26 protein-coding genes are annotated in these 20,765 nt (G+C 74.8%); 12 read left to right on the top strand and 14 right to left on the bottom strand.

The window, feature by feature from the left end; all coding sequences use genetic code 11:
* Positions 1-96: 96 nt before the first annotated feature.
* On the bottom strand, positions 97-681 hold the full coding sequence (locus P3T27_RS28250; RefSeq protein ID WP_280683452.1) for a hypothetical protein: 585 nt from the start codon (positions 679-681) through the stop codon (positions 97-99).
* Positions 682-712: 31 nt separating this feature from the next.
* Positions 713-1,261 carry an alpha/beta hydrolase gene (locus P3T27_RS28255; protein WP_280683453.1) on the bottom strand — a complete coding sequence of 183 codons (549 nt, stop codon included), beginning with the start codon at positions 1,259-1,261 and terminating at the stop codon, positions 713-715.
* Positions 1,262-1,519: 258 nt separating this feature from the next.
* Here P3T27_RS28255 and P3T27_RS28260 point away from each other — a divergent pair, with 258 nt between their 5' ends.
* Together P3T27_RS28260 and P3T27_RS28265 are read left to right on the top strand one after the other, a co-directional pair.
* The gene (locus P3T27_RS28260; RefSeq protein WP_280683455.1) at positions 1,520-2,086 is read left to right on the top strand and encodes a DJ-1/PfpI family protein; all 567 of its coding nucleotides are present in this window, start codon (positions 1,520-1,522) and stop codon (positions 2,084-2,086) included.
* A 244-nt stretch (positions 2,087-2,330) separates the two neighbouring features.
* Positions 2,331-2,867: a gamma carbonic anhydrase family protein gene (locus tag P3T27_RS28265; RefSeq protein WP_280683457.1), complete on the top strand. Its 537-nt coding sequence runs from the start codon at positions 2,331-2,333 to the stop codon at positions 2,865-2,867.
* Here the strand turns inward: P3T27_RS28265 and P3T27_RS28270 are convergent.
* The gene (locus tag P3T27_RS28270; RefSeq protein ID WP_280683459.1) at positions 2,864-4,075 is read right to left on the bottom strand and encodes an MFS transporter; all 1,212 of its coding nucleotides are present in this window, start codon (positions 4,073-4,075) and stop codon (positions 2,864-2,866) included. The two genes, P3T27_RS28265 and P3T27_RS28270, sit on opposite strands and share 4 nt — an antisense overlap.
* Before the next feature lie 156 nt (positions 4,076-4,231).
* On the opposite strand from P3T27_RS28270, the gene P3T27_RS28275 reads away from it, so the two are divergent.
* From P3T27_RS28275 to P3T27_RS28290, 4 genes are all read left to right on the top strand, one after another.
* Entirely contained in the window at positions 4,232-4,468 is a 237-nt protein-coding gene (locus tag P3T27_RS28275; protein ID WP_280683461.1) for a DUF2277 domain-containing protein, read from the top strand.
* A gap of 93 nt (positions 4,469-4,561) precedes the next feature.
* On the top strand, positions 4,562-4,777 hold the full coding sequence (locus P3T27_RS28280) for a DUF6296 family protein (protein WP_280683678.1): 216 nt from the start codon (positions 4,562-4,564) through the stop codon (positions 4,775-4,777).
* Between the two features lie 136 nt (positions 4,778-4,913).
* Complete coding sequence (locus tag P3T27_RS28285; RefSeq protein WP_280683463.1) at positions 4,914-5,198, top strand: DUF427 domain-containing protein; 285 nt, start codon at positions 4,914-4,916, stop codon at positions 5,196-5,198.
* Between the two features lie 36 nt (positions 5,199-5,234).
* Positions 5,235-6,116, top strand: a complete 882-nt coding sequence (locus P3T27_RS28290) for a hypothetical protein (RefSeq protein WP_280683465.1) — start codon at positions 5,235-5,237, stop codon at positions 6,114-6,116.
* Positions 6,117-6,167: 51 nt separating this feature from the next.
* Here P3T27_RS28290 and P3T27_RS28295 read toward each other — a convergent pair whose 3' ends face one another.
* From P3T27_RS28295 to P3T27_RS28315, 5 genes are all read right to left on the bottom strand, one after another.
* A complete protein-coding gene (locus P3T27_RS28295; protein WP_280683467.1) occupies positions 6,168-6,506 on the bottom strand; it encodes a hypothetical protein in 339 nt (112 codons plus the stop codon).
* Between the two features lie 100 nt (positions 6,507-6,606).
* Entirely contained in the window at positions 6,607-6,771 is a 165-nt protein-coding gene (locus P3T27_RS28300; RefSeq protein ID WP_280683469.1) for a hypothetical protein, read from the bottom strand.
* A 161-nt stretch (positions 6,772-6,932) separates the two neighbouring features.
* The gene (locus P3T27_RS28305; RefSeq protein WP_280683680.1) at positions 6,933-8,114 is read right to left on the bottom strand and encodes a cytochrome P450; all 1,182 of its coding nucleotides are present in this window, start codon (positions 8,112-8,114) and stop codon (positions 6,933-6,935) included.
* 151 nt (positions 8,115-8,265) lie between these two features.
* Entirely contained in the window at positions 8,266-8,499 is a 234-nt protein-coding gene (locus tag P3T27_RS28310) for a ferredoxin (RefSeq protein ID WP_280683471.1), read from the bottom strand.
* Positions 8,500-8,695: 196 nt separating this feature from the next.
* Positions 8,696-8,923, bottom strand: a complete 228-nt coding sequence (locus P3T27_RS28315; RefSeq protein WP_280683473.1) for a hypothetical protein — start codon at positions 8,921-8,923, stop codon at positions 8,696-8,698.
* A gap of 132 nt (positions 8,924-9,055) precedes the next feature.
* On the opposite strand from P3T27_RS28315, the gene P3T27_RS28320 reads away from it, so the two are divergent.
* The 3 genes from P3T27_RS28320 to P3T27_RS28330 all read left to right on the top strand — a co-directional run bounded on the left by P3T27_RS28320 (position 9,056) and on the right by P3T27_RS28330 (position 12,323).
* Complete coding sequence (locus P3T27_RS28320) at positions 9,056-9,523, top strand: GNAT family N-acetyltransferase (protein ID WP_280683475.1); 468 nt, start codon at positions 9,056-9,058, stop codon at positions 9,521-9,523.
* Positions 9,524-9,664: 141 nt separating this feature from the next.
* Positions 9,665-10,684: a CAP domain-containing protein gene (locus P3T27_RS28325; protein ID WP_280683477.1), complete on the top strand. Its 1,020-nt coding sequence runs from the start codon at positions 9,665-9,667 to the stop codon at positions 10,682-10,684.
* Positions 10,685-10,802: 118 nt separating this feature from the next.
* A complete protein-coding gene (locus P3T27_RS28330) occupies positions 10,803-12,323 on the top strand; it encodes a sigma-70 family RNA polymerase sigma factor (protein ID WP_280683479.1) in 1,521 nt (506 codons plus the stop codon).
* 44 nt (positions 12,324-12,367) lie between these two features.
* On the opposite strand, the gene P3T27_RS28335 is transcribed toward P3T27_RS28330, so the two are convergent.
* Positions 12,368-12,604 carry a hypothetical protein gene (locus tag P3T27_RS28335; protein WP_280683481.1) on the bottom strand — a complete coding sequence of 79 codons (237 nt, stop codon included), beginning with the start codon at positions 12,602-12,604 and terminating at the stop codon, positions 12,368-12,370.
* A gap of 188 nt (positions 12,605-12,792) precedes the next feature.
* Here P3T27_RS28335 and P3T27_RS28340 point away from each other — a divergent pair, with 188 nt between their 5' ends.
* The gene (locus P3T27_RS28340; RefSeq protein WP_280683483.1) at positions 12,793-13,893 is read left to right on the top strand and encodes a chemotaxis protein; all 1,101 of its coding nucleotides are present in this window, start codon (positions 12,793-12,795) and stop codon (positions 13,891-13,893) included.
* A 75-nt stretch (positions 13,894-13,968) separates the two neighbouring features.
* Here P3T27_RS28340 and P3T27_RS28345 read toward each other — a convergent pair whose 3' ends face one another.
* From P3T27_RS28345 to P3T27_RS28355, 3 genes are all read right to left on the bottom strand, one after another.
* Positions 13,969-14,793, bottom strand: coding sequence for a hypothetical protein (locus P3T27_RS28345; protein ID WP_280683485.1), 825 nt, complete (start codon positions 14,791-14,793; stop codon positions 13,969-13,971).
* Positions 14,780-15,304, bottom strand: coding sequence for a SigE family RNA polymerase sigma factor (locus P3T27_RS28350; RefSeq protein WP_280683487.1), 525 nt, complete (start codon positions 15,302-15,304; stop codon positions 14,780-14,782). Before P3T27_RS28350 ends, P3T27_RS28345 begins: the two co-directional genes overlap by 14 nt.
* Before the next feature lie 349 nt (positions 15,305-15,653).
* Positions 15,654-17,174, bottom strand: a complete 1,521-nt coding sequence (locus P3T27_RS28355; protein ID WP_280683489.1) for a M1 family metallopeptidase — start codon at positions 17,172-17,174, stop codon at positions 15,654-15,656.
* A 406-nt stretch (positions 17,175-17,580) separates the two neighbouring features.
* Here P3T27_RS28355 and P3T27_RS28360 point away from each other — a divergent pair, with 406 nt between their 5' ends.
* Positions 17,581-18,471 carry a carbohydrate kinase gene (locus tag P3T27_RS28360; RefSeq protein WP_280683496.1) on the top strand — a complete coding sequence of 297 codons (891 nt, stop codon included), beginning with the start codon at positions 17,581-17,583 and terminating at the stop codon, positions 18,469-18,471.
* A gap of 62 nt (positions 18,472-18,533) precedes the next feature.
* Here the strand turns inward: P3T27_RS28360 and P3T27_RS28365 are convergent, their stop codons facing one another.
* A complete protein-coding gene (locus tag P3T27_RS28365) occupies positions 18,534-19,055 on the bottom strand; it encodes a GNAT family N-acetyltransferase (protein ID WP_280683498.1) in 522 nt (173 codons plus the stop codon).
* A gap of 214 nt (positions 19,056-19,269) precedes the next feature.
* Here P3T27_RS28365 and P3T27_RS28370 point away from each other — a divergent pair, with 214 nt between their 5' ends.
* Positions 19,270-20,217, top strand: coding sequence for a polysaccharide deacetylase family protein (locus tag P3T27_RS28370; protein ID WP_280683500.1), 948 nt, complete (start codon positions 19,270-19,272; stop codon positions 20,215-20,217).
* 13 nt (positions 20,218-20,230) lie between these two features.
* Here the strand turns inward: P3T27_RS28370 and P3T27_RS28375 are convergent, their stop codons facing one another.
* The gene (locus P3T27_RS28375) at positions 20,231-20,665 is read right to left on the bottom strand and encodes a YchJ family metal-binding protein (RefSeq protein WP_280683502.1); all 435 of its coding nucleotides are present in this window, start codon (positions 20,663-20,665) and stop codon (positions 20,231-20,233) included.
* Positions 20,666-20,765: the final 100 nt, after the last annotated feature.

The raw sequence follows: 20,765 nt of genomic DNA on the forward strand, positions 1-20,765 counted from the left end.
CGCCTGGCTCCACACCTACAATCACCACCGCGGACACACCGCACTCGCAGGCCAACCACCCGCAAGCCGCATCCCCAACCTCACGGGACAGAACACCTAGCGCGCCTCGACCGGCTCGCCGCTGTCCTGGTCGAGGTTGAAGACGCGCCGATAGGAGTCGGTGACCACGGTGATCTGGTCCCGGCCCGTCCAACTCGCCTCCACCAGCCGGGCGTCGTCCGGAGCCCGGCCGATCTGGGCCAGTGACCAGCGCCGCGCGGTCCAGCCCGCACCGGCCTCCAGCAGCACCTGCCAGTCGTCGCCGCTCTTCGGTCCGACGCCGTACGAGCGGTGCACCACGACCAGGGCCCGCTCGGGCTGAGCCGGGGCGGTCTCCCGGCGGCGGGTCTCGGCCGCCGCGACCTTGTGCGCGGCCAGCACGCCGAGCAGGAACACCACGCCGGCGGTCACCGTGACCGCGCGGGTGGCCGTCCGTACGGCGGTGCGCCGGTCGCCCAGCCAGGCGGCGGCGATCAGCGCGGCCAGCGCTGCACCGAGCAGCAGCTCGGGCTGGTTCAGCAGGTCGGCGACCAGCATCAGCCCGCCCGAACGGCTCTCCCACTGCCCCTCGGTGTAGAGCAGCACGGCGGTCACCCCGGCCGCCAGCAGCAGCCGGACCAGGACGCGCCTGGCCTTCGGCATCCGGTTCCTCATCGTCCCCCCGTCCGATGTGTCACAGCTCAGCGAGCAGCTTGCGGCCCTCCGGCCAGTCGCCCAGCCCGGAGTCCGAGTTGAGGTGTCCGTGCGCGCCCGGTTCGACGTACCGGGCGCCCCAGGCCCCGGCGAACAGCCGGGACCGCTCGGGGGCGGCCCACGGGTCGTCGGTGCTGGCGACGACCACGGTCGGGAACGGGAAGGGAGCCAGGGCCACCGGGCGGAAGCCGGCCAGCTCCGGGACCTCGGCGGTGTCGATGTCGGCGGGGGCGACCAGCAACGCGCCGCGCACCGCGGCGGTCCGCTCGGCGGGCGCGGTGGCCACCCAGTGGGCCACCGTGATGCAGCCGAGGCTGTGGGCGACCAGCACCACCGACCCGTCGGCGGCGGCCTCGGCCACCGCCGCGTCCACCCGGGCCACCCAGTCCGGCTGGTCGGGGTGGTCCCAGTCGGCCTGCTGCACCCGGCGGAACGCGTCCGGTTCGGCGCTCTCCCAGCGGGTCTGCCAGTGCTCGGGGCCCGAGTTCTGGTAGCCGGGCAGGACGAGGTAGGTGGTGCGGTCCGGCATGGGCTCCTCCGGGAGTGCGGTCGTGGCGGCAGCAGGAGTCTAGGACGCGCGCCGCCGCCGCCCGCAGCCGGGCGGTGACCCGGCGCACACGGACGGCGGCGGGCGCGCAGCGAGGGTCACACGTCGCAGCCCGGCCGGTGCGCCCTGTTGCCAACGGCCCGGCCGGTGCGGGAGGTTGGACCGGACCCGCGCCGCCGGTGGCCACCGGACCGGGCCCGCGCCATGTCGGACGCTCGACCATGTGGAGGGATGTCGGCGATGACATCGAAGATCCTGCTCGTCACCGGGGACGCCGCCGAGTCGCTGGAGGTGTTCTACCCCTACCAACGCCTGCGCGAGGAGGGCTACCAGGTCGACATCGCCGCCCCGACCAAGAAGCGCCTCCAGTTCGTCGTCCACGACTTCGTCGACGGCTACGACACCTACACCGAGAAGCCCGGTTACACCTGGCCCGCCGACCTCGCCTTCGCCGACGTCGACCCGGCCGACTACGTCGCGCTGGTCATCCCCGGCGGTCGCGCCCCCGAGTACCTGCGCAACAACGCCGACGTGCAGCGGATCGTCCAGCACTTCTTCGCCGGTGACAAGCCGGTCGCGCAGATCTGCCATGGCCCGCTGATCACCGCCGCGGCCGGGGTGCTGTCCGGCCGCCGCAGCTCCGCCTACCCGGCGCTGGAGCCGGACGTGAAGGCGGCGGGGGCCGAGTTCGTCGACGGCGAGGCGGTGGTGGACGGCGTCGTCGTCTCGGCCCGCGCCTGGCCCGACCACCCGGCCTGGCTGCGCGCGTTCATCGAGATCCTGCGCACCAAGGCCCCGGCCTCCTGACCCTCCCCGGCCCGCCGCGCCCCCGCCCCGGACCTTCGGGGCCACCGTGCTGCCCCATGGCCGGCCCCTCCGGCGCGGGCATCTCCACCACGGCGGACCTGGGGACGTTCATCCGCGCCCCACTCGGCGGCCGACTGCTGCGCCTCGCAGGGCCAGGGTCCGGCTGCGGACGGCCACCCCCTACGCTGACCGGCGACCCGTAACGGCCCACCGTCACGGGGAACCGTCACCAGGAGGACGAGACATGGCAGAGCCGCTGATCGCCGCAGTCGGGGGCAGGGTGCCCGCCGTCGACCCGAGCGCCTTCCTCGCACCGAACGCCGTCGTGGTCGGGGACGTGACGATCGGCCGGGGCGCGGGCGTCTGGTACGGGGCGGTGCTGCGCGGCGACGCCGAGTCCATCACCGTCGGCCCGGACAGCAACATCCAGGACAACTGCACCCTGCACGCCGACCCGGGCTTCCCGCTGGTGGTCGGCCAGCGGATCTCGGTCGGGCACAACGCGGTGCTGCACGGCTGCGTGGTCGAGGACGACGCCCTGGTCGGGATGAACGCCACTGTGCTGAACGGCGCCCGGATCGGCGCCGGGTCGCTGGTCGCGGCCGGCGCGGTGGTGCCGCAGGGGATGCGGGTGCCGCCCGGCTCGCTGGTCGCGGGCGTCCCGGCCAAGGTCCGCCGCGAGCTGACCGAGGACGAGAAGGCCGGCATCAAGGCCAACGGCGAGGGCTACCTGCTGCTGGCCGCCGCCCACCGCGAGATCGAGCCCCTCGACAGGCCTTAGACGTACTGACCCCCGACGCCGAGAGGCGTCACGGCCGCGGCCGGCTCCGGTGCGACGGGGGCCGGCCGGTGCCGGTCGGCGGCCCAGGCGAGCACCGCGATCAGCGCGCCCGAGCCGGCCAGGCCGGCGCCCACCAGGGTCGGTGCGGTCCAGCCGAGCCGGGCGTCCAGCGCCAGCCCGCCGAAGTAGGCCCCCTGCGCGTTGGCCAGGTTGAACGCGCCCTGCACTGTCGCCGAGGCCAGCGTCGGCGCGCTGCGCGCCTTCTGCAGGACCAGCGTCTGCACCGCCGGCACGATCGCGAATCCGAACAGCCCGATCAGCACCACCGTGACGGCGGCCGACCAGCGGGCGTGCGCGGTCACGGCGAACAGCGCCAGGGTGGCGGCCAGCAGCACGAAGGCCGCGCAGACCGTCGGGCGCAGCGCCCGGTCGGCCGCGAACCCGCCGAGCACGTTGCCGATCGTCATCCCGACCCCGAACAGCGCCAGCACCAGCGTCACCGAGCCGGTCGCGTACCCGGAGACCTCGGTGAGCAGCGGCGCGATGTAGCTGTAGCAGGCGAAGAAGCCGCCGCAGCCGAACACCACGGTGGCCAGGGCCAGCCACAGCTGCCCGTTGCGGAAGGCCCGCAGCTCGTGCCGGAGCCCGGACTGCCCGGGGGAGGGCAGCGGCGGCACCAGCCGCGCGATGGCGAGCGTCCCGGCGGCGGCGATCAGGACGACCACCAGCATGGTCGCCCGCCAGCCCAGGTGTTGGCCGAGCAGGGTGGCGGCCGGTACGCCGACGATGTTGGCGACGGTCAGGCCGGAGAACATCACGGCCACCGCCCGGGCCCGCCGGTTCGGGGCGACGAGCTCGGCCGCGGCCACCGCACCGGCCCCGAAGAACGCGCCGTGCGGAAGCCCGGTGACCAGCCGGGCGGCGGCCAGCGTCCAGAAGTCCGGCGCGAGCGCGCACAGCAGGTTTCCGGTGGCGAACAGCCCGGCGAGCGCCACCAGCACCGTCTTGCGCGGACGCCGGGCGGCCAGCGCGGTCAGCAGTGGGGCGCCGACGACCACGCCCAGCGCGTACGCCGAGATCAGCCAGCCCGCCTGCGGGATGGAGACCCGCAGGTCGTCGGCGACCTGGGGGAGCAGCCCCATGGCGGCGAATTCGGTGGTGCCGATGGCGAACGCGGTGACGGCCAGCGCGAGCAGCGCGAGAGGCAAGGGGGTGACTCCGGGGTGACGCCCGCGCACGGGGAGGCGGCGGCGGGACGGGGGATTCGTTCGTCCGGCATCCTAATCCGGCCGCATGACGCCGCCGTGAGGTCCGTGTGACGGGTGGGGGTCGCCAGCGCGGCGTCCACGCGCGAGACTGGGTGCATGTGCCGCAACATCAAGACGCTGCGACCGCCGGTGACGCCCGACGCCGACGACGACGACTTCCGCGCCGCCGCGCTGCAGTACGTCCGGAAGGTGTCCGGCTTCCGTGCCCCGGCGGCGCACAACCGGGAGGCCTTCGAGCGGGCCGTGGACGTGGTCGCCGAGGCGACCGCCCGGCTGCTCGCCGAACTCGAGGTCCGCGGCGCGCCCGCCCGGGCCGCCGAGGCCACCGTGTAGGCACTCCCGCCGCAGGACGGGCCCGTCGGTCGGGCCGGCGCCGGGCCACGAGACCGGGATCAGGAGACGGAGATGAACCCAGCCAACCGTTACATGCTCACCTTCCCCGGCACACCCGGCACCCAGGCCCCGCAGGACGTGGTCGTGGTCACCCGCACCAGCGCGACCGGCCCCGGTGGACACCCCGTGTACGAGGACGCCAGCGGCATCGTCCGGGCCGAGATCAGCGACGCCGGCGAGGTCCGGATGCTCGCCAGCGGCGGCCACCAGTCCCCGCACCTGCCCGTCCACGCCGAGCCGCTGCCCTGACCGCCCGGCTGCCGCCCGGCCCGATCGCCCGCTCCGGCCGCCGGATCGCCGCTCCGCCCGGCCCGATCTCCGCTCCGCCCGCCCGATTTCCGGGAACCGCCCGGCCACCGCCCGTCCCTGGGGCAGAATCGCGGGCATGACCACAGCACGCTGGCAGGGCACCGTCATCGCCGAGAGCGACGAGACCGTCGTCGTCGAGGGCAACCACTACTTTCCGGCCGATTCGGTCCGGACCGAGTTCCTGCGCCCGTCCGGGACCACCACCGTGTGCAGCTGGAAGGGCACCGCCGGCTACTACACGCTGGACGTGGACGGGCAGACCAACCCCGACGCGGCCTGGTTCTACGCCGACCCGAAGCCGGAGGCCGAGGAGATCCGCGACCGGGTGGCGTTCTGGCGCGGGGTGGAGATCACCGACTAGCGCGTACCGCCGGGGCCGAGGGGGTACCGGATATCCATGGCAGTCTTCCGTAAACCCGGACATTCCAGACGCGCCCCCGATCCCACCCCGGCCCCCGCCCCCGACGTCGGCCTGGCCGGCGAGCTCGCCGAACTGGTCGAGGAGGCCGAGCAGTCCGTCGGGGACTGGCAGGTCGCCGAGTACCGCGCCGAGCGCGGCCGGGGCCGGGCCCTGGTGGGGAACGTGGCCCGCCTGCTCGGCACCGGCGGCCGGGCCGCCGCCCGGGGCGCCGCGTTCGGCGGCCGGGCCCTGACCGAGCAGCTGGTGCAGACCGCGCCCCGGATCCCGGTGCGCGACCTCGCCACGCTGCGCGCCCAGCACCCCGGCGCGACCGACCCCGAGGCGCTGGCCGACCTGCTGGTCACCGGCGCGGTCCGGGCCTCCGGCGCGCTGGGCGCGGGCGTGGGGGCGGCGGCGATGATGCCGGTGCCACCCGCGATGCCGGTGGAGATCGCGGCCGAGACGCTCGCCGTGGCGGCCGTGGAGATCAAGCTGATCGCCGAGCTGCACGAGGTCTACGGCGCCCGGGCCCCGGGCAGCATCACCCAGCGTGCCGGGGCCTACCTGGGAGCTTGGGCCAACCACCGGGGGATCGACGCGGGACTGCTGACCCGGCCGGCCGGGTTCGCCGCGCTGGCGCTCGGTGCGGAGGTGCGCCAGCAGGTCCGCCGCCGGCTCACCCGCAGTTCGCTGCGCCGGCTGCCGTCGCTGACCCCGCTCCTGGTCGGCGCCGGCATCGGGGCCACCGTCAACCGGCGCGACACCCGCCGGCTGGCCGGCGAGGTCCGGACGGACCTGCGCTCGCGTCCCCCGGCCGACCGCGCCTACTGGGCCGCCGCGGCGCCGGTGGTGAAGGGCGAGGTCGTCCCGGGGGAGTGAACAGGACGTGCCGGGGGTCCTGCCGGGCTCGGCCGGACCCCCGGACAAACCCTAGGCCCCCGGTGGCGCCGGGGCGGCCGCGCCGCGGCCGGCCTTGACGCCGTTCACCATCGCCTGGTGGATCGCTCGCGCGGTGGTCTCGTCGGCCGCCGGCACGGGGCTGCCGGCCACCGTGTACCAGTCCAGCGCGCCGGTGTACTGGACCGTCAGCCGGGTCTCGCCGTCGACCCAGGTGGTGTGCACGGTGAGGTCGCCGGAGATGGGGCCGACCTCGGTGGTGGTCACCCCGCCGGGTCCGCTGATGATCGACTGCGTGGTCCAGGTCGCCCACGACGTGCGCGGGTCGACGGGCGGTTGGGCCTGCCTGCCGTTGTGATCGTGTTCGGTCATGCGCCTATCCTCCCCCGCCGGTGAGCCGCCACCCGGGCGACGACACCTGCGGTCGCGAAGGCCGCCCGGTGCCACCGGGCGGCCGGCTGCTCACAGATGCTCAGCGATCCGGACCGGACTCCTCCAGGGTGGGCGCACCCTCCGCCTGGGAGGTGTCCTGCGCGTGCAGGTTCTGCATCGAGGTGATGCCTTCTTCGGGATCCGCGGCGCGGACGTCCTCGTCGCGGTCGGCGCTCACCTCGGACCGTTCGCTCATGTCGGTCATCGCGGACTCCGTCTCCTCGGCCGGTCCGAGCGCGCCCGGGCCAGGGGCGCGGCAGGGCCGGGTCTGTCCCTCGCCCTTCCAGCCTGCCCCCGCCCCGGCGTCAGGGCCAGCCGGACCACCGGTCCGCCGGCCGGCCCCGCCCGTTCGTCGACCGGGCGCCGTCACCAGGTGACGGGCAGTGACCGCATTCCGTAGATGAGCGTCTCCGAGCGGAACTCCAGCTTGTCCGGTGTGGCCGCCAGCCGCAGGCCGGGCAGCCGCCGGAACAGCGTGGCCAGGGCGATCTGGAGCTCGGCCCGGGCCAGCGGCTGACCGAGGCACTGGTGCACGCCGAAGCCGAAGGCCATGTGCCGCCGGGCGTCCCGGCCGAGGTCGAGTTCGTCGGCCGGCCGCCGGTCGGCACCGCCGAACAGGTTCTCGTCCTGGTTGGCGGTGGAGAGCAGCGCGATCACGCCCTCCCCAGCCTTGATCACGGTGCCGCCCAGCTCGACGTCCTCCAGCGCCACCCGCGGCAGCCCGGTGTCCACGATGGTCAGGTGGCGCAGCAGCTCCTCGACGGCGCCGGGCAGGGTCGCCGGGTCGGCCAGCAGGGCGATCTGCTCGGGCTGTTCGAGCAGCAGGGCGGTGGAGAGCGAGATCATGTTCGCGGTCGTCTCGTGCCCGGCGACCAGCAGCAGGACGCCGGTCGAGGCGATGTCGTCGGGCGTGAGGTCGTCCCGGACGGCGAGGCGGCTGAGTATGTCGTCGCCCGGCTGCTCCCGCTTGTCGGCCACGAGGCCACCGAGGTACTCGCTCAGCTCGTCGAAGGCGGCCCGGACCTCCTCGGCCGAGCCGTGCTTGCTGAGCAGGGTCCGGCTCAGCCCCTGGAAGCGGTCCCGGTCCTCGTACGGGACGCCGAGCAGCAGGCAGATCACCAGCGAGGGGACCGGCAGCGCGAACTCGGCGACCAGGTCGGCCTCGGTCCTGCCGTCGGTCATCCGGTCGAGTGCCTCGTCGACGATCTGCTGGATGTCGGGGCGCATCGCCTCGACCCGCTTGACCAGGAAATCGCCGGTGACCATCCGGCGCTGCCGGGCGTGCTCGGGGTCGTCGAGCCGGATGAAGCTCGGGTTCTCGATGATGAGCTCCCGGCGGTTGGCCACCAGCATCGGGAAGGCCGGGTGGCGGGCGTCGGCGCTGAACCGGCGGTCGGACAGGATGGCGCGGACCTCGGCGTAGCCGGTGGCCAGCCAGCAGGACTCGCCGTCGGGCAGGCTGGCGCGGGTGAGCGCCGCCGTCGCGGCGGCCTCGGTGTAGGCGGGCGGCGGGCTGAACGGGCAGCCGACGGCGCGTGGGGCCGGCATCGGCACGGCCTGGGTGGTGGGTGTGCTCGTCAAGGTGGGGTCTCCTTGCGTCGCGATGTCCTCGGTTGGGTGGGTTGGTGGTGCCGGGGCTGACGGTCCGCGCGGCGGCGGTCGGGAACGGTCAGTAGTCGTCGGGAGCCGGTCGGGCGTCTCAGCCGGCGTCCTTGGCGGGCGCCGCCTCGACGGCGTCCTCCTCGGTGACGCTGATCGCGCCGCCCGGGCAGAGATCGGCGGCGAGTCTCAGCACGGCGAACTGCGCGGGCTCGAATTCGGTCTGACGGAGCCTCACCAGGCTGTCCTGGTCGTCCTGTTCAAAGATGTCCGGGGCGTTCATGACGCACATGCCGGAGCTGCAGCAGCGGTCCCGGTCGACGCTCACCTGCATGGTCGAGCACCTCTCGCCAGTGCGGCGCCGGGCGTCCGGCGGCCGCCTCTCGTTGTCATTGCCAACCTAACCGTCACCTCTGCGTCCACGGAGGGTGCGATGCCGGGATCGCCCAGAATGGCCGATTCGGTTGGGGTCCGGAGCAGCCCCGCCGCGCGGGAGGTTTGAAATTGACGTTACTCCGCCAACCCGCGACTCACAGCCCCTCGGTGGCGGCGATCTCCCGTACGGCGGTGCCGGTGCCGGCCCCCGCCACCCGGCCGGGCCGGTCCTGCCGCTCGCCCGGCCGGGTGGCGGAGGCCGAGCTGGAGCCGTCGGAGGCGATCTCGACGACCAGTTCCGGCCGGACCCGTGCCGTCCGGGAGTCCGGCCCGATCCCGCGGGTGGCCCGGCGCGCGCAGGCCGGTCCGCGAGCGGCCCGCACCGCGCCGGAGTGGAGTGCGTGGACGGCCGGTCTTGGCCGTGGTGGAGATCGGCGCGGGGCCGACGGCCCGTCATGCTGGCGCCACACCGCGGCCCGGCGACCCCGGGACCCGCCCGACCGAGGGAGACCGAGTTGACCACCACGACCCGCTGGAGCGTCGGCGCACCGGAGCGCACCGACTACCCCGCCTGGCGCGAACTCTTCCGCGGCTACTGCGAGTTCTACCGGGTGCCGATGCCGGCGGAGAAGGCCGAACTGGTCTGGTCCTGGCTCACCGACCCGGACCACGAACTGGAGGGCCTGCTGGTCCGTGACGGCGACGGGACGCCGGTCGGCCTCGCCCATTACCGCCCCTTCGCCCGCCCGCTGCACGGCGCCGTCGGCGGCTTCCTCGACGACCTGTTCGTCGCGCCCGAGGTGCGTGGCGGCGGCGCGGTGGACCTGCTGCTGGCCAGGCTGCGGACGATCGCCGCCGAACGCGGCTGGAACACCGTCCGCTGGATCACGTCCGACGACAACCACCGTGCCCGAAGCAAGTACGACCAGGTCGCCACCCGGACCATGTTCGTCACGTACGACATGGCCCCCGACGCCCCCTGAGCCGGATCCGGGAGGCCCCTGAGCCGGTCCTGTGACCACGCCTCCGGACATTCGTTCGGACTTTCTGTTATCGGCGCGCCGCCGGGAGGTCTCCCAGGTGTCGGCACCCGACCCGCCGACCCGGACAGAAAGCGTGGCCACGTGAACAGCGACGACAGGACGACCATCCTCCCGGCGAGCGGTGCCGAGAGCGGCGCACGGAGCGGAGCCCCCGGCCGGACGGGCGGCCGCGCCGCGCGCCGGGCCGCCCAGCGGCACGCGGAACGCCACGGAGGCCGGGGCCGACGGGCCCGAAGGCGCGGCCCGCTCGGCCCGGTCTCCGCCGTCGTCGCCGCGGTGGCCGGCACCGGCCTGCTCGCCGCCCTGGCCGGGGCCGGCTACGCGGCCTACGCCGGCAAGCCGACCGACCGGGACGCCGCCGGCCAGGCGCTGGCCGCGGACACCCTGATAGCCGCCGAGGCCGGCACCCACGACGGCATCCAGGTCCCCGGAGCCGGGGCAGCGGCCCCCACCGTCGCCCTGCCGCCGGTCGACCTGGCCGCCACCGACCCGGCGGCGGCCCCGACCAGTGCCGCCCCGACCACCGCCTCGGCCTCGCCGACCACCTCGCCGACCGCCAGCGCGACCCCGACGGCCACCGCGAAGCCGAGCCCGACCGCGACGGCCACCACGTCCGCCCCCGCCAAGTCCGCCGGCACCCCCTCCACCGCGCAGCGCACCGCCGCCCCCGCCCCTGCGAGCACCTCGGCGCCCGCCCCGGCCGGCGGCGGCGCGGCTTCCGGTTACGCCCAGCAGGTCGTCGACCTGGTCAACGTCGAACGCGCCAAGGCCGGCTGCGGCCCGGTCACCGCCGAACCCCGGTTGGCGAGCGCGGCCCAGTCGCACAGCGACGACATGGCGGACCGCAACTACTTCGACCACGCCAGCCCCGACGGCTACCACGCCGACCACCGCATCGAGGCGGCCGGCTACCGCTGGAGCACCTGGGGCGAGAACATCGCCCGCGGCCAGAAGGACCCGGCCGCCGTGATGGACTCCTGGATGAACAGCCCCGGCCACCGCGCGAACATCCTGAACTGCGCGTTCAAGCAGCTCGGGGTGGGCGTGCGGAGCGGCTCCGGCGGCCCCTGGTGGACCCAGGTCTTCGCCGCTCCGGCCTGACCGGCCCCTCGGCAGGGCCCGTTTTCCGATTCCGCGCAAATTGTTGTTATCTGATCACTCCCTGCAGGTCTCCGAGGAGGCAGCGGAGGACGGAACACGGCAAGACGGAGTGCGGACCATGAACGCTGACGTGCAGAACGGGACCGGGACCACCCTGGTACGCGCGGCCCAGGCGGGCGACCGGCAGGCCCAGGAGGCGCTGGTCGCCGCCTGGCTGCCGCTCGTCTACAACGTCGCCGGACGCGCCCTGGACGGCCACGCCGACGTCGACGACGTCGCCCAGGAGACCATGATCCGCGCCTTGGACGGCCTCGACGGGCTCCGCGAACCGGAGTCCTTCCGCTCCTGGCTGGTGGCCATCACCATGAACCAGGTCCGCCGCCGCCACACCGTCGGCCTGCAGCAGCCGACCGTCGGCGGCCTCGACGAGACCTGGGAACTCGCCGACCCCAGGGCCGATTTCACCGACCTCACCATCCTGCGCCTCGGCCTCTCCGGCCAGCGCCGGGAAGTCGCCGAGGCCACCCGCTGGCTCGACCCCGACGACCGCGAACTCCTCGCCCTCTGGTGGCTGGAGGCCGGCGGCGAACTCACCCGCGCCGAACTCGCCGAAGCACTCGACCTGACCCCACAGCACGCCGCCGTCCGCGTCCAGCGGATGAAGAAGCAACTCGAAGCCGGCCGGGTCGTCGTCCGCGCCCTCGGCGCCTACCCCCGCTGCCCCGAACTCGCCGACGCCACGGCCGGCTTCGACGGCACCCCCAACTCGGTGTGGCGCAAGCGCATCGCCCGCCACATCCGCGGCTGCGCCACCTGCGACCGCCTCGGCCGCGACCTCTTCCCCGCCGAAGGGCTGCTGGCCGGCCTCGCCCTGGTGCCGATCCCACTCGGCTCGCCCGCGCTGCTGCACTTCCAGCACACCGCGGCCACCGTCGCCACCGCCACCCCGACCGCCGCCGGCACCCACGGCGGCTGGGCCGGGACAGCGGCGCGCAAGGCCGTCCTGGCGAGCGGCACGGCGGCGGTGGTGGCCGTCACCACCCTCGCCCTGGTCTGGTCGCACCCCGCCGAATCCCCGCGGGAGGCGGCCCCCGAACCCACCACCCCGTCCGCCGCGCCCGACACCCCGACGGCCGTCGCGACCCCGGCCGCCGCCCCGGTCACCCTCGCGGCCACGCCCACCGAGACCCCCACCGGGACGCCGACGCCGACCCCGTCACCCACCGCGACCCGGCCCAGCGCCCCGCCACCGCCCAGCCCCGAACGCCAGCTCGTGGACCTCGTCAACGCCGAACGCGCCAAGGCGGGCTGCGCCCCCCTGCGGATCGACCCCCGGCTGCACGCCGCCGCCCAGAAGCACGCCGACGACATGGTCGCCCGCGGCTTCTTCGACCACGTCAACCCCGACGGCGTCCGCACCGACGCCCGGTTCACCGCTGCCGGCTACCGCTGGTCCCAGTGGGGCGAGAACCTCGACCGGGGCCCGACCGCCCCCGCCACGGTGTTCACCCGCTGGATGGACGGCGGCATCCACCAGTCCAACATGCTGGACTGCGGCTTCAAGGACGTCGGCATCGGCCTGGCCACCGGCCCCGGCGGCGCCTACTGGACCCAGGACCTCGGCGCCTCGCTGTCCTGACGCCTCGCTGTCCCGAAGCCCCGCTGTCCCGAAGCCGCCCCGACCTACGCCGGGGTGATCCCGACCAGCCCGTCCGCCGCCCCCGTCGTGAAACCCGTTGCCTCGCCGACCACGCCGCCCGCGTCCCCGACCTGCCCCGGCAACGCGTCCGGCGCACTCGTCACCGCCCCGGACGCCCCGTCCTGGCCCCCGACGGCACTGGCGTGCGCACTCGGCGCGGTGAGCGAGGCCACGACACCCACGGCGAGCGAGGCGACGGCGAGCATGCTGCGCTTCTTCATGGCGGGTCCAACGACGATGCGCCGGGCGGGTTACGGCGGCGCCGGCCGATTCCCTCTCCCGTGGCGGGAGGCGTAGGAGGGCGGTGGGATGGGGAGGGGACGGGAATGAGTCCGGCAAATCGGTCGAATCGCCGCGCAGTCGGACTCATCGCCCCCCGACCCACCCACCGCGACACGAAGGGCACCCGATGTACGCAGCCGAGCTCACGCCAGCCGTCCTCGCCGAGCTGCGCCGCCCCCGGCGCTACCCGGCCGTCTCCGTTCTGCTGCCCACCCACCGCAGCGAGCCCGACAACACCCAGGACCCGGTCCGCCTGCGCAACCTCGTCGCCGAGGCGAAGAGCCGGCTGCACGCCGACGAGGCGGTCAGCCGGGCCGACCGGCTGGACGTCGTCGAGCAGCTGGACCGCGCGCTCACCGAGGTCGACCTCGTGCACGCCGAGGACGGCCTGGTGATCTACGCGGCCCCCGGCGAGCACCAGGTGTGGTACCTGCCGCGCCCGGTGCCCGCCCGGGTCGTGCTGTCCGAGACCTTCCTGACCCGCAACCTGGTCTCCGCCTACACCGCCGGTGCGCCCTACTGGGTGCTGACCGTCGCCGCCGACCGGGTCGCCCTGTTCAGCGGCAGCGGGCCGCGCCTGGTCGAGCACACGGCCGCCGGCTTCCCGCTCGACCAGGTCCCGCCGGACTGGGACGTCGAGCGCAAGGAGCGGATCGGGGACGTGCCGAGCACGTTCCGCGACGAGGAGACCCGCCGCTTCCTGCGCTCGGCCGACACCGCGCTGGCCGCCGTGCTGGAGGCCGACGGCCGCCCGCTCTACGTGCTCGGCGAGGCCGCCGCGATCTCCCTGCTCGACGAGGTCGGCACCGTGGCCAAGCGGGCCGCCGCCCAGGTCTCGCGGGGCGGCCTCGGCCACGCGTCGGCCGCCGCGGTGGCCGAGGCCGTCCGGGCCACCGTCGCCGAGCAGGGCAGCAAGGCCGTCACCGAGCTGCACGAGCGCCTCGACCAGGCCCAGGGCGTCAAGGGCCTGGCCGCCGGCATCGACGAGGTCTGGCAGTCCGTCGCCGAGGGCCGTGCCGCGCTGGTCGCGGTGGAGGAGGACTACTGGCAGCCCGTCCGGGTGACCGATAACCACCTCGTCCCGGCGGCGGCCGGTGAGCCGGACGTCCGCGAGGACATGGTCGACGAGATCGTCGAGCGCGCCCTCGACACCGGTGCCAAGGTGCAGTTCGTCCCCACCGGCGAACTCACCGCCCGCGGTCACATCGCGGCCGTCCTGCGGTACTGACCCGCCCGCTGCGGGCCCGGGCACGGCCCACCGCCGAGGCCCGCAGCGCGGTCGCCGCCCGGCCGGACGGGCGGATCAGCCTCGGCCGGGACTCGGCGAGCTGGTGCCCCCGGGGTTGCTCCGGATCGAGTCGAGCACGCCCTGCACCTGCTGGAGCGTCCGGCCGGAGGGACCCCTCAGGCAGGCCGTCAGCTGGATCATCAGCGGTGCGCCGGACTGGATGACGATCCGGTGGCCCACGAGTTCGCTGTTGCCGCCGCGCAGGGAGCAGTCCTTGTCGAGTGGCGTGTTGGCGAGGCCGGCCTGCGTGTTGGTGAGCTTCTGGATGATGCCCGGGTCGTCGCCCACCCGGAGGGTGAGAACTGCTCCGTCGACGGGCAGCCGGTCGGCGGGCGGGCAGGAGCCGGCCGTCGGCGGGCAGGAGGGCGTCGGCTCGATCGGCCCGGTGGCCAGGTAGCCGAAGGCCACCCGGGAGTCGGAAGAGACGGCACTCTGGCTGTACCAGCCGTTCGGCACCTCGACCATCACGATCGGGAACCTCGAGAAGCGGATCGGTGTGCTGTGCGTCTCGGCTTCGACGGACGGTCCACCGGCGGCCGTCGGCTCGGGCGCCGTCGCGGCCGGCGCCGTGCCCCCCGCCGCCGCCCGCTCCGGCCCGGGGGCGATCGCGGGCGCGGCGGCCAGCGCCGCGGCCACCAGCCCGGCGGTCAGGCCGGCCCCGAGCCCGCCCGCCCGCCGCCGTCGCCGGGTGCGGGCGGCGCGGGCGCGGATCTGGGCCATCCGGTCCTCGGGCTCGGCCAGTACCGGTACGGCCTCGTGGAGCAGGATCCGCAGCTCCTGCTCGCCCTCGACGCCGTCCGGCCCCGGGTCGTCGGGGTCCAGCAGGTCAGTACCGATCACGGTGTCCCCCGTCCAGCATCAGTTCCCGGGCCGGCAAGTGGCCGCGCAGCGCGGCGATCGCGCGGTGCGTCTGGCTCTTGACCGTGCCGGTGCTGCAGCGCAGTACCTCGGCGGTCTCCTCGACGCTGAGGTCCTCGAAGAAGCGCAACACCACGACGGCCCGTTGGCGCGGTGGCAACGCACGGACGGCCTGGGCGACCACCTGCCCGAGCACCACCCCCTCGTACGGGTCCGCGTTCGCCGCCGGCGGCTCCGGCAGCTCGCCGTGCGGCACTTCCCCGGTCCAGCGGCGACGCCACCAGGAGACGTGGCAGTTCACCAGCGTCTTGCGCAGGTAGGCCTCGGGCCGGTCGATGGAGATCCGCTCCCATTTGGGCCAGACCTTGGCGAGCGCGGTCTGCAGCAGGTCCTCGGCCTGGTGCGGGTCGCCGGTCAGCAGCCAGGCCACGCGCAGCATCTTCGGGCCGCAGGCGGAGACGAACTCCTCGAAGTCCGGTGTACCGTCGTTCATCCCGCCGTCCCCGCCATGGTGTCCGCGCCGTTCTCGTCAGCCGTGTCGGCCTGGTCGGCCGCGGTCGTGGTGTCCTTCTCACGGCAGCTGAACGCGTTGGACGGTGCTCCGGGTTGCGTGCCGGACGCGGGAATTCCGACGGACCGGCACGGAGACGTTGGACGGCCCGCGAGCCGGCCGGGACTCGGCCGGGCGGCGGGCGGGCCGTGCGCACCACGATGGCGCCCTCGGGCCCGCCCGGCCAGAGGCGCTCATGGGGCGTCCGGGCGCACGGTGCGGCGCGCCCGGGGCGTACGAGGAAGGCCCGGACGGGCGGTGCGCCGGGGACCGGCCCGGACCGGCGAGCGGGTCAGAGCGTCCCGGAGCCGTGCGGCGGCTCGGCGGGGACGCCGCGCGCGGCCGCCGCCGGGGTGGAGCCCACCGGGGTGACCGTCCAGTCCGGGTGACCCGGCATCGGCGGGGTGCGCAGCCCGTACAGCCAGTCAGTGAGGAAGCCGCTGAGATCCTGGCCGGAGACCTCGGAGGCGGTGCGCAGGTAGTCCTGGGTGCTGGCGGTGCCGTGGCGGTGTTCGCGCAGGAAGGTCCGCTCGATCCGGTCGAAGGTGTCGGCGCCGACCCGCTCGCGCAGTGCGAACAGCACCAGCGCGCCACCGGTGTAGCGCTGGCCGTCGAAGAGCGTGGCCGCGGTGGGGGCGGCGACCGGCCCGGCGTCGTGCCGCCACTGGTCGCCGAGGCCGTAGACGGAGCGCATCCGGTCGACCAGGGTGGTGGAGCCCTGGGCGTCCGGCCAGCCGCGCTCGTAGCGGTACGTCAGGGCGTAGAAGTCGGCGTGTCCCTCGTTGAGCCACAGGTCCGCCCAGGTTGCGGGGGAGACGCTGTCGCCGAACCAGGAGTGCACCAGCTCGTGCATCATGTGCGAGCCGATCGCGGGCTCGGGTTGGCGGAGGAAGTTCGGCTTGTAGAGGGTGAGGGTCTGGGTCTCCAGGCCGGTGAAGGCGAAGGCGTCCGGGTCGTCGGTGTCGGCGGGCAGGAGGCCGTAGGTCTCGAAGGGGAACGGCCCGAGGTGCTGTTCGGCCCAGGTCAGCTGGTCGGCGGTGAGTGCCAGGGCGGGTTCGAGCTCGGCGGCCCGGGCGGTCGGGACGACGTCGCGCAGCGGCAGGCCGTGCGGGCCGGTGCGCTCGCGCACGATGTAGTCGCCGACCGAGACCTGCACGAGTTCGGTGGCCATCGGCTCGCGGGAGACGTAGCGCCGGGTGGTCCGGCCGTCGTCGAGCCGCTCGGTCTGCGCCAACTCCCCGTTGGCGACGCCCTGGAGAGCATCGGGCGCGGTGACGGCGATGGTGAAGCGGGCCTTGTCGCTCGGGTGGTCGTTGCACGGGAAGACGGTGTGCGCGGCGTCCGGCTGGCCGGCCACCGCGAAGCCGTTCGGGGTCGGCACCCAGCCGGTGTGCGGGAGCCTGGCGCGCGGGTCGGCGGTGTACTCGACCGTCAGTCGTGTGGTGGTGCCGCGGTGCAGCGGCCGGGTCGGGGTGATGCTCAGTTTCTCGTCGTGGGCGGCGAACTCCGCCGGGCGCCCGTCGACCCGGACGGCGCGCACGGTCAGGCCGAGCGCGTCCAGCTCCAGGCGCGCCAGCGTGCGGGACAGCCGGGCGGTGATCACCGCGGTCGCGTCGACCGTGCGGGTGTCGGGCCGGTAGTCGAAGGACAGGTCGTAGGCGAGCGCGTCGTACCCGGTGTTGCCGAGCGAGGGGAAGACCGGATCGCCGAGGCCTGCCGCGGCGGTCGCGACCGGGGCGCTGGCGGACAGCAGCGCCGTGCTGAGCGCGAGCGCGAGGGCGAGTCCGGCACGGGGCCTGAGCAGGGTGATCACCGCACTTCGGGAGTCGGGCTTGGGGTGTCGGGCTTGGGACGTCGTGCGTCGGGCGTCGTGCGTCGGGCGTCGTGCTTGGGGCGTCGTGCTTCGGGAGCCGGGCCGAGGAGCGGGGCCCGGCGGCGGCACGTGCGTGACGCACCGGGCAGGGATGCTAGTGGACCGGGGGCGGCGGCCGGGCGGCGTCTCCGGCAACGGCGCCGACACCCGGCCATCCCCCGGACGGACCACACTGCTGGCGGGGCCGACGGGCGCTGACTAACGTTCGAAGTGCTTCGCCCCCTGACGGACGAGGCCACGGCCGTCGGAGAACCTGGCCAGGTCCGGCGGCCGTCCCTCATGCCCGCGTGCACCCCGTAGGCTGGCGGCCGAGACGACGCCCGCGTACCGGATGCCAGGAGCCGCCGTGACCAGCCCCGATTCGCACGTTCTGGTGATCGGCGAGTGCGTCGCCGACATCGTCCGCACGGATGGCGCCCCGGACACGGTCCACCCCGGTGGCAGCCCCGCGAACGTCGCGTACGGCCTGGCCCGGCTGGGTCGGCCGGCCACCCTGCTCACCCAGCTCGGGGACGACGCCAACGGCCGACTGATCCGGGCGCACCTGGAGTCGGCGGGGGTGGTGGTCCGGGCCGCCGAGGTCGAGCGGACGCCCTCGGCCGTGGTGCGACTCGACGGGCAGGGTCGGGCGCGGTACACCTTCGACATCGGCTGGACACTGCCGCCGACCGAGCTGCGCGCGGCGCCGGCCGCGATCCACCTCGGCTCGATCGCGGCCGTCACCGACCCGGGCGCGGCGGCGGTGCTCGACCTGGTCGAGCGCTGGCGCGGCCGGGCGCCGGTCAGCTACGACCCGAACGTGCGCCCCGCGCTGATGGGCGAGCGGGCGCAGGCCGTGCGGCGCGTCGAGCGCTGCGTGGCGCTGAGCGACGTGGTCAAGGCCAGCGACGAGGACCTGGCCTGGCTCTACCCCGGCGAGAGTGCGGAGGCGGTCGCGCACCGCTGGCTCGCCCTCGGGCCGGCCGTGGTCGCGGTCACCCTGGGCGCCGACGGCGCGTTCGCGCTCACCGCCGAGGGCGTACGGGCGCGGGCCGAGGCGGTCCGGGTGCCGGTGGCCGACACCGTCGGTGCCGGGGACTCCTTCACGGCTGCCTTCCTGTCCGCCCGCGCGGCCGGCGCCGGCCTCCCCGACTGCCTGACCCAGGCCGTGACGGCCGCCGCGCTGACCGTCTCCCGCCCCGGCTCCAACCCACCCTCGGCCGCGGAACTCACCGCCGCGCTGGCACAGGCGGGTTAGCGCGCCGACAGGCCCGAGGGCCGGTCTTCGAACCCCCGCCTGCGCGGCGACGTCGACAGGCCCTAGCGGCCGAGCTCCTTGCCGTACCAGATCTGGGCGTACGGGCCGCTGCTGTAGGCCGGGATCTCGCGGTAGCCGTGGCGGGTGTAGAGCGCGCGGGCCTCGACCAGGTCGAGGCGGGTGTCGAGGACGATCCGGTGGGCGCCGAGCGAGCGGGCGGCCTCGTCGACGGCGGCGAGCAGCCGGGAGCCGCCGCCGGTGCCGCGCAGGCCGGGGCGGACGAAGACCCGGGTCAGCTCGACGGTGTCGGCGTCGTGCCGCCGCAGGCCGGCGCAGGACTGGGCCGCGCCGTCGTAGCAGCCGATCAGGAACAGGCCGTCCGGCTCGGCGAGGTCGTCGCTGGGGGTGTCGGCCAGGCCCGACTCCAGTTCCTCGGGGGTGCCCTCGCGGCCGAGGTACAGGCGGCAGTAGCGGTTGGCCACGTCGTAGTAGTAGTCGCGCAGCAGCGCCAGGGCCTCGGGTGTGGTCACGTCGGCCGTGGTGACGGACCAGTGATCGGAGGTGCGGGGCGCGGTGATGGTCATGCGCGCATGATCGGTGGTCGTGCGCTCTGGCCGCAATCGGGTTTTCGTGGCCGTGCCCGGTCAGCCGTCGGTTCGGGCGTCGGCTCGGCAAAGGACGGGCAAGGCACCCGGCGCGTCGTTGCACCGCGCGGGTGATGAGGGGATTGGCGGAGGTGCGCTGCAGGGGAGCAGTGCGGGTATGAACAGATCATCAAATCGTCGCATTAATGGTGGTTTGAGGGGGCGTCAGCAGACCGGGGCCGGCCTGGGCGCGGGTGTGCGGACCGGCCTGCTGACCACCGTCTGCCTCTCCGCCGTCGCCGCCGGCTGCGCCGGGCCGGCCGGCTCCGCCCGGCCGGATGCCGTCCCCAACAAGGTGAACGCCGCGCCCGCCGCGGCCCAGGCGCTGCCGGGCCTGGCCCGCACCGAGGAGGAGGGCCGCACCGAGGCGGTGGCCCGCCAGGAGGCGGCCGCCCTGGCGTCGGCGGAGACCGCGCGCCGTTGGGGGTTGGAACGCCCGCCGCTGAAGACCCCGCCGCGCCCGGCGACCAGGCCGGTGCTGACCCAGTCCCAGGGCGTGAAGCTCAAGGACGGGAGGCCGCCGGTGGTGTACCGGGTGCCGACCGACGCGAAGGTGGTCTTCCTGACCGTCGACGACGGCGACGAGAAGGACCCCGAGTTCTCCCGGATGGCCGCCGAACTCGGCATCCCGCTCAGCACCTACGTCTCCGACTACCTGGCCCGCTCGAACTACGGCTACTTCCGCGACCTGCACGACCAGGGCGTCGAGATCAACAACCACACCATCAACCACCGCAACCTGAAGGTCCTCGACTACGACACCCAGCACGACGAGATCTGCCGCCAGCAGGACCAGTTGGAGAAGGAGATCGGCGTCCGCCCCCGGCTCTTCCGGCCCCCGTACGGCGAGTACAACGACGACACGCTGCGCGCGGCGGCGTCCTGCGGCGTCGAGGCGGTGCCGTTGTGGAACGAGGAGGCCTTCCCGGACCACATGGAGTGGCGCTACGGGGACCAGAAGCTCCACCCGGGCGACATCATCCTGACCCACTTCCGGGGCACCGGCATCTGGAAGGCCTCGATGCCGGAGCTGCTCCGCAAGGTGGTCAACGACGTCACGGCGCAGGGCTTCTCCTTCGGTCGCCTGGACGACTACCTGTAGGAGACCCTCGGGGTCAGCCGAGCGAGAGGGCATCGAGGTACACCCAAGCGCCCTCGTACCGGACGAACCGGCTGTGCTCGGTGAGCACGCCCTCCTCGCGACCCTCGGTCCAGTGCGCCCGGAAGGCGACCGTGCCCTCCGCGTGGAAGGCGCCGCCCTCGGTGGTGGCGACCACCTCCAGGCCGGTCCAGCGCAGCGCCGGGTCGAAGTCCACCTCGGCGGGCCGGGTGTCCGGGTGCCAGGTGCGCAGCAGGTACGCCTCGTCCTGGGCGACGAAGGCGCTGAACCGCGAGCGCATCAGGGCCTCCGCGGTGCCGGCTGCCCCCTGGCCGCGGTGCAGCCGCCCGCAGCAGTCGCCGTAGGCGGTGGGCAGGCCGCACGGGCAGGGGGAGGAGGGCAGCAGCCGGGGCGCGGCGGTGGGGCGGGGCGTGGGGCGACGTCGGGACATGCCGTCCATTCTCCCTCCTCCACGCCTGCCGCCCCGACCGGGGCCGCCGGCTCGGCCCGGGCGAGCGCCGTCCGGCCGTCCTTCGGACGCCTCCGGAGCG

Source organism: Kitasatospora sp. MAA19 (genome assembly GCF_029894125.1).
Classification (GTDB): Bacteria; Actinomycetota; Actinomycetes; order Streptomycetales; family Streptomycetaceae; genus Kitasatospora.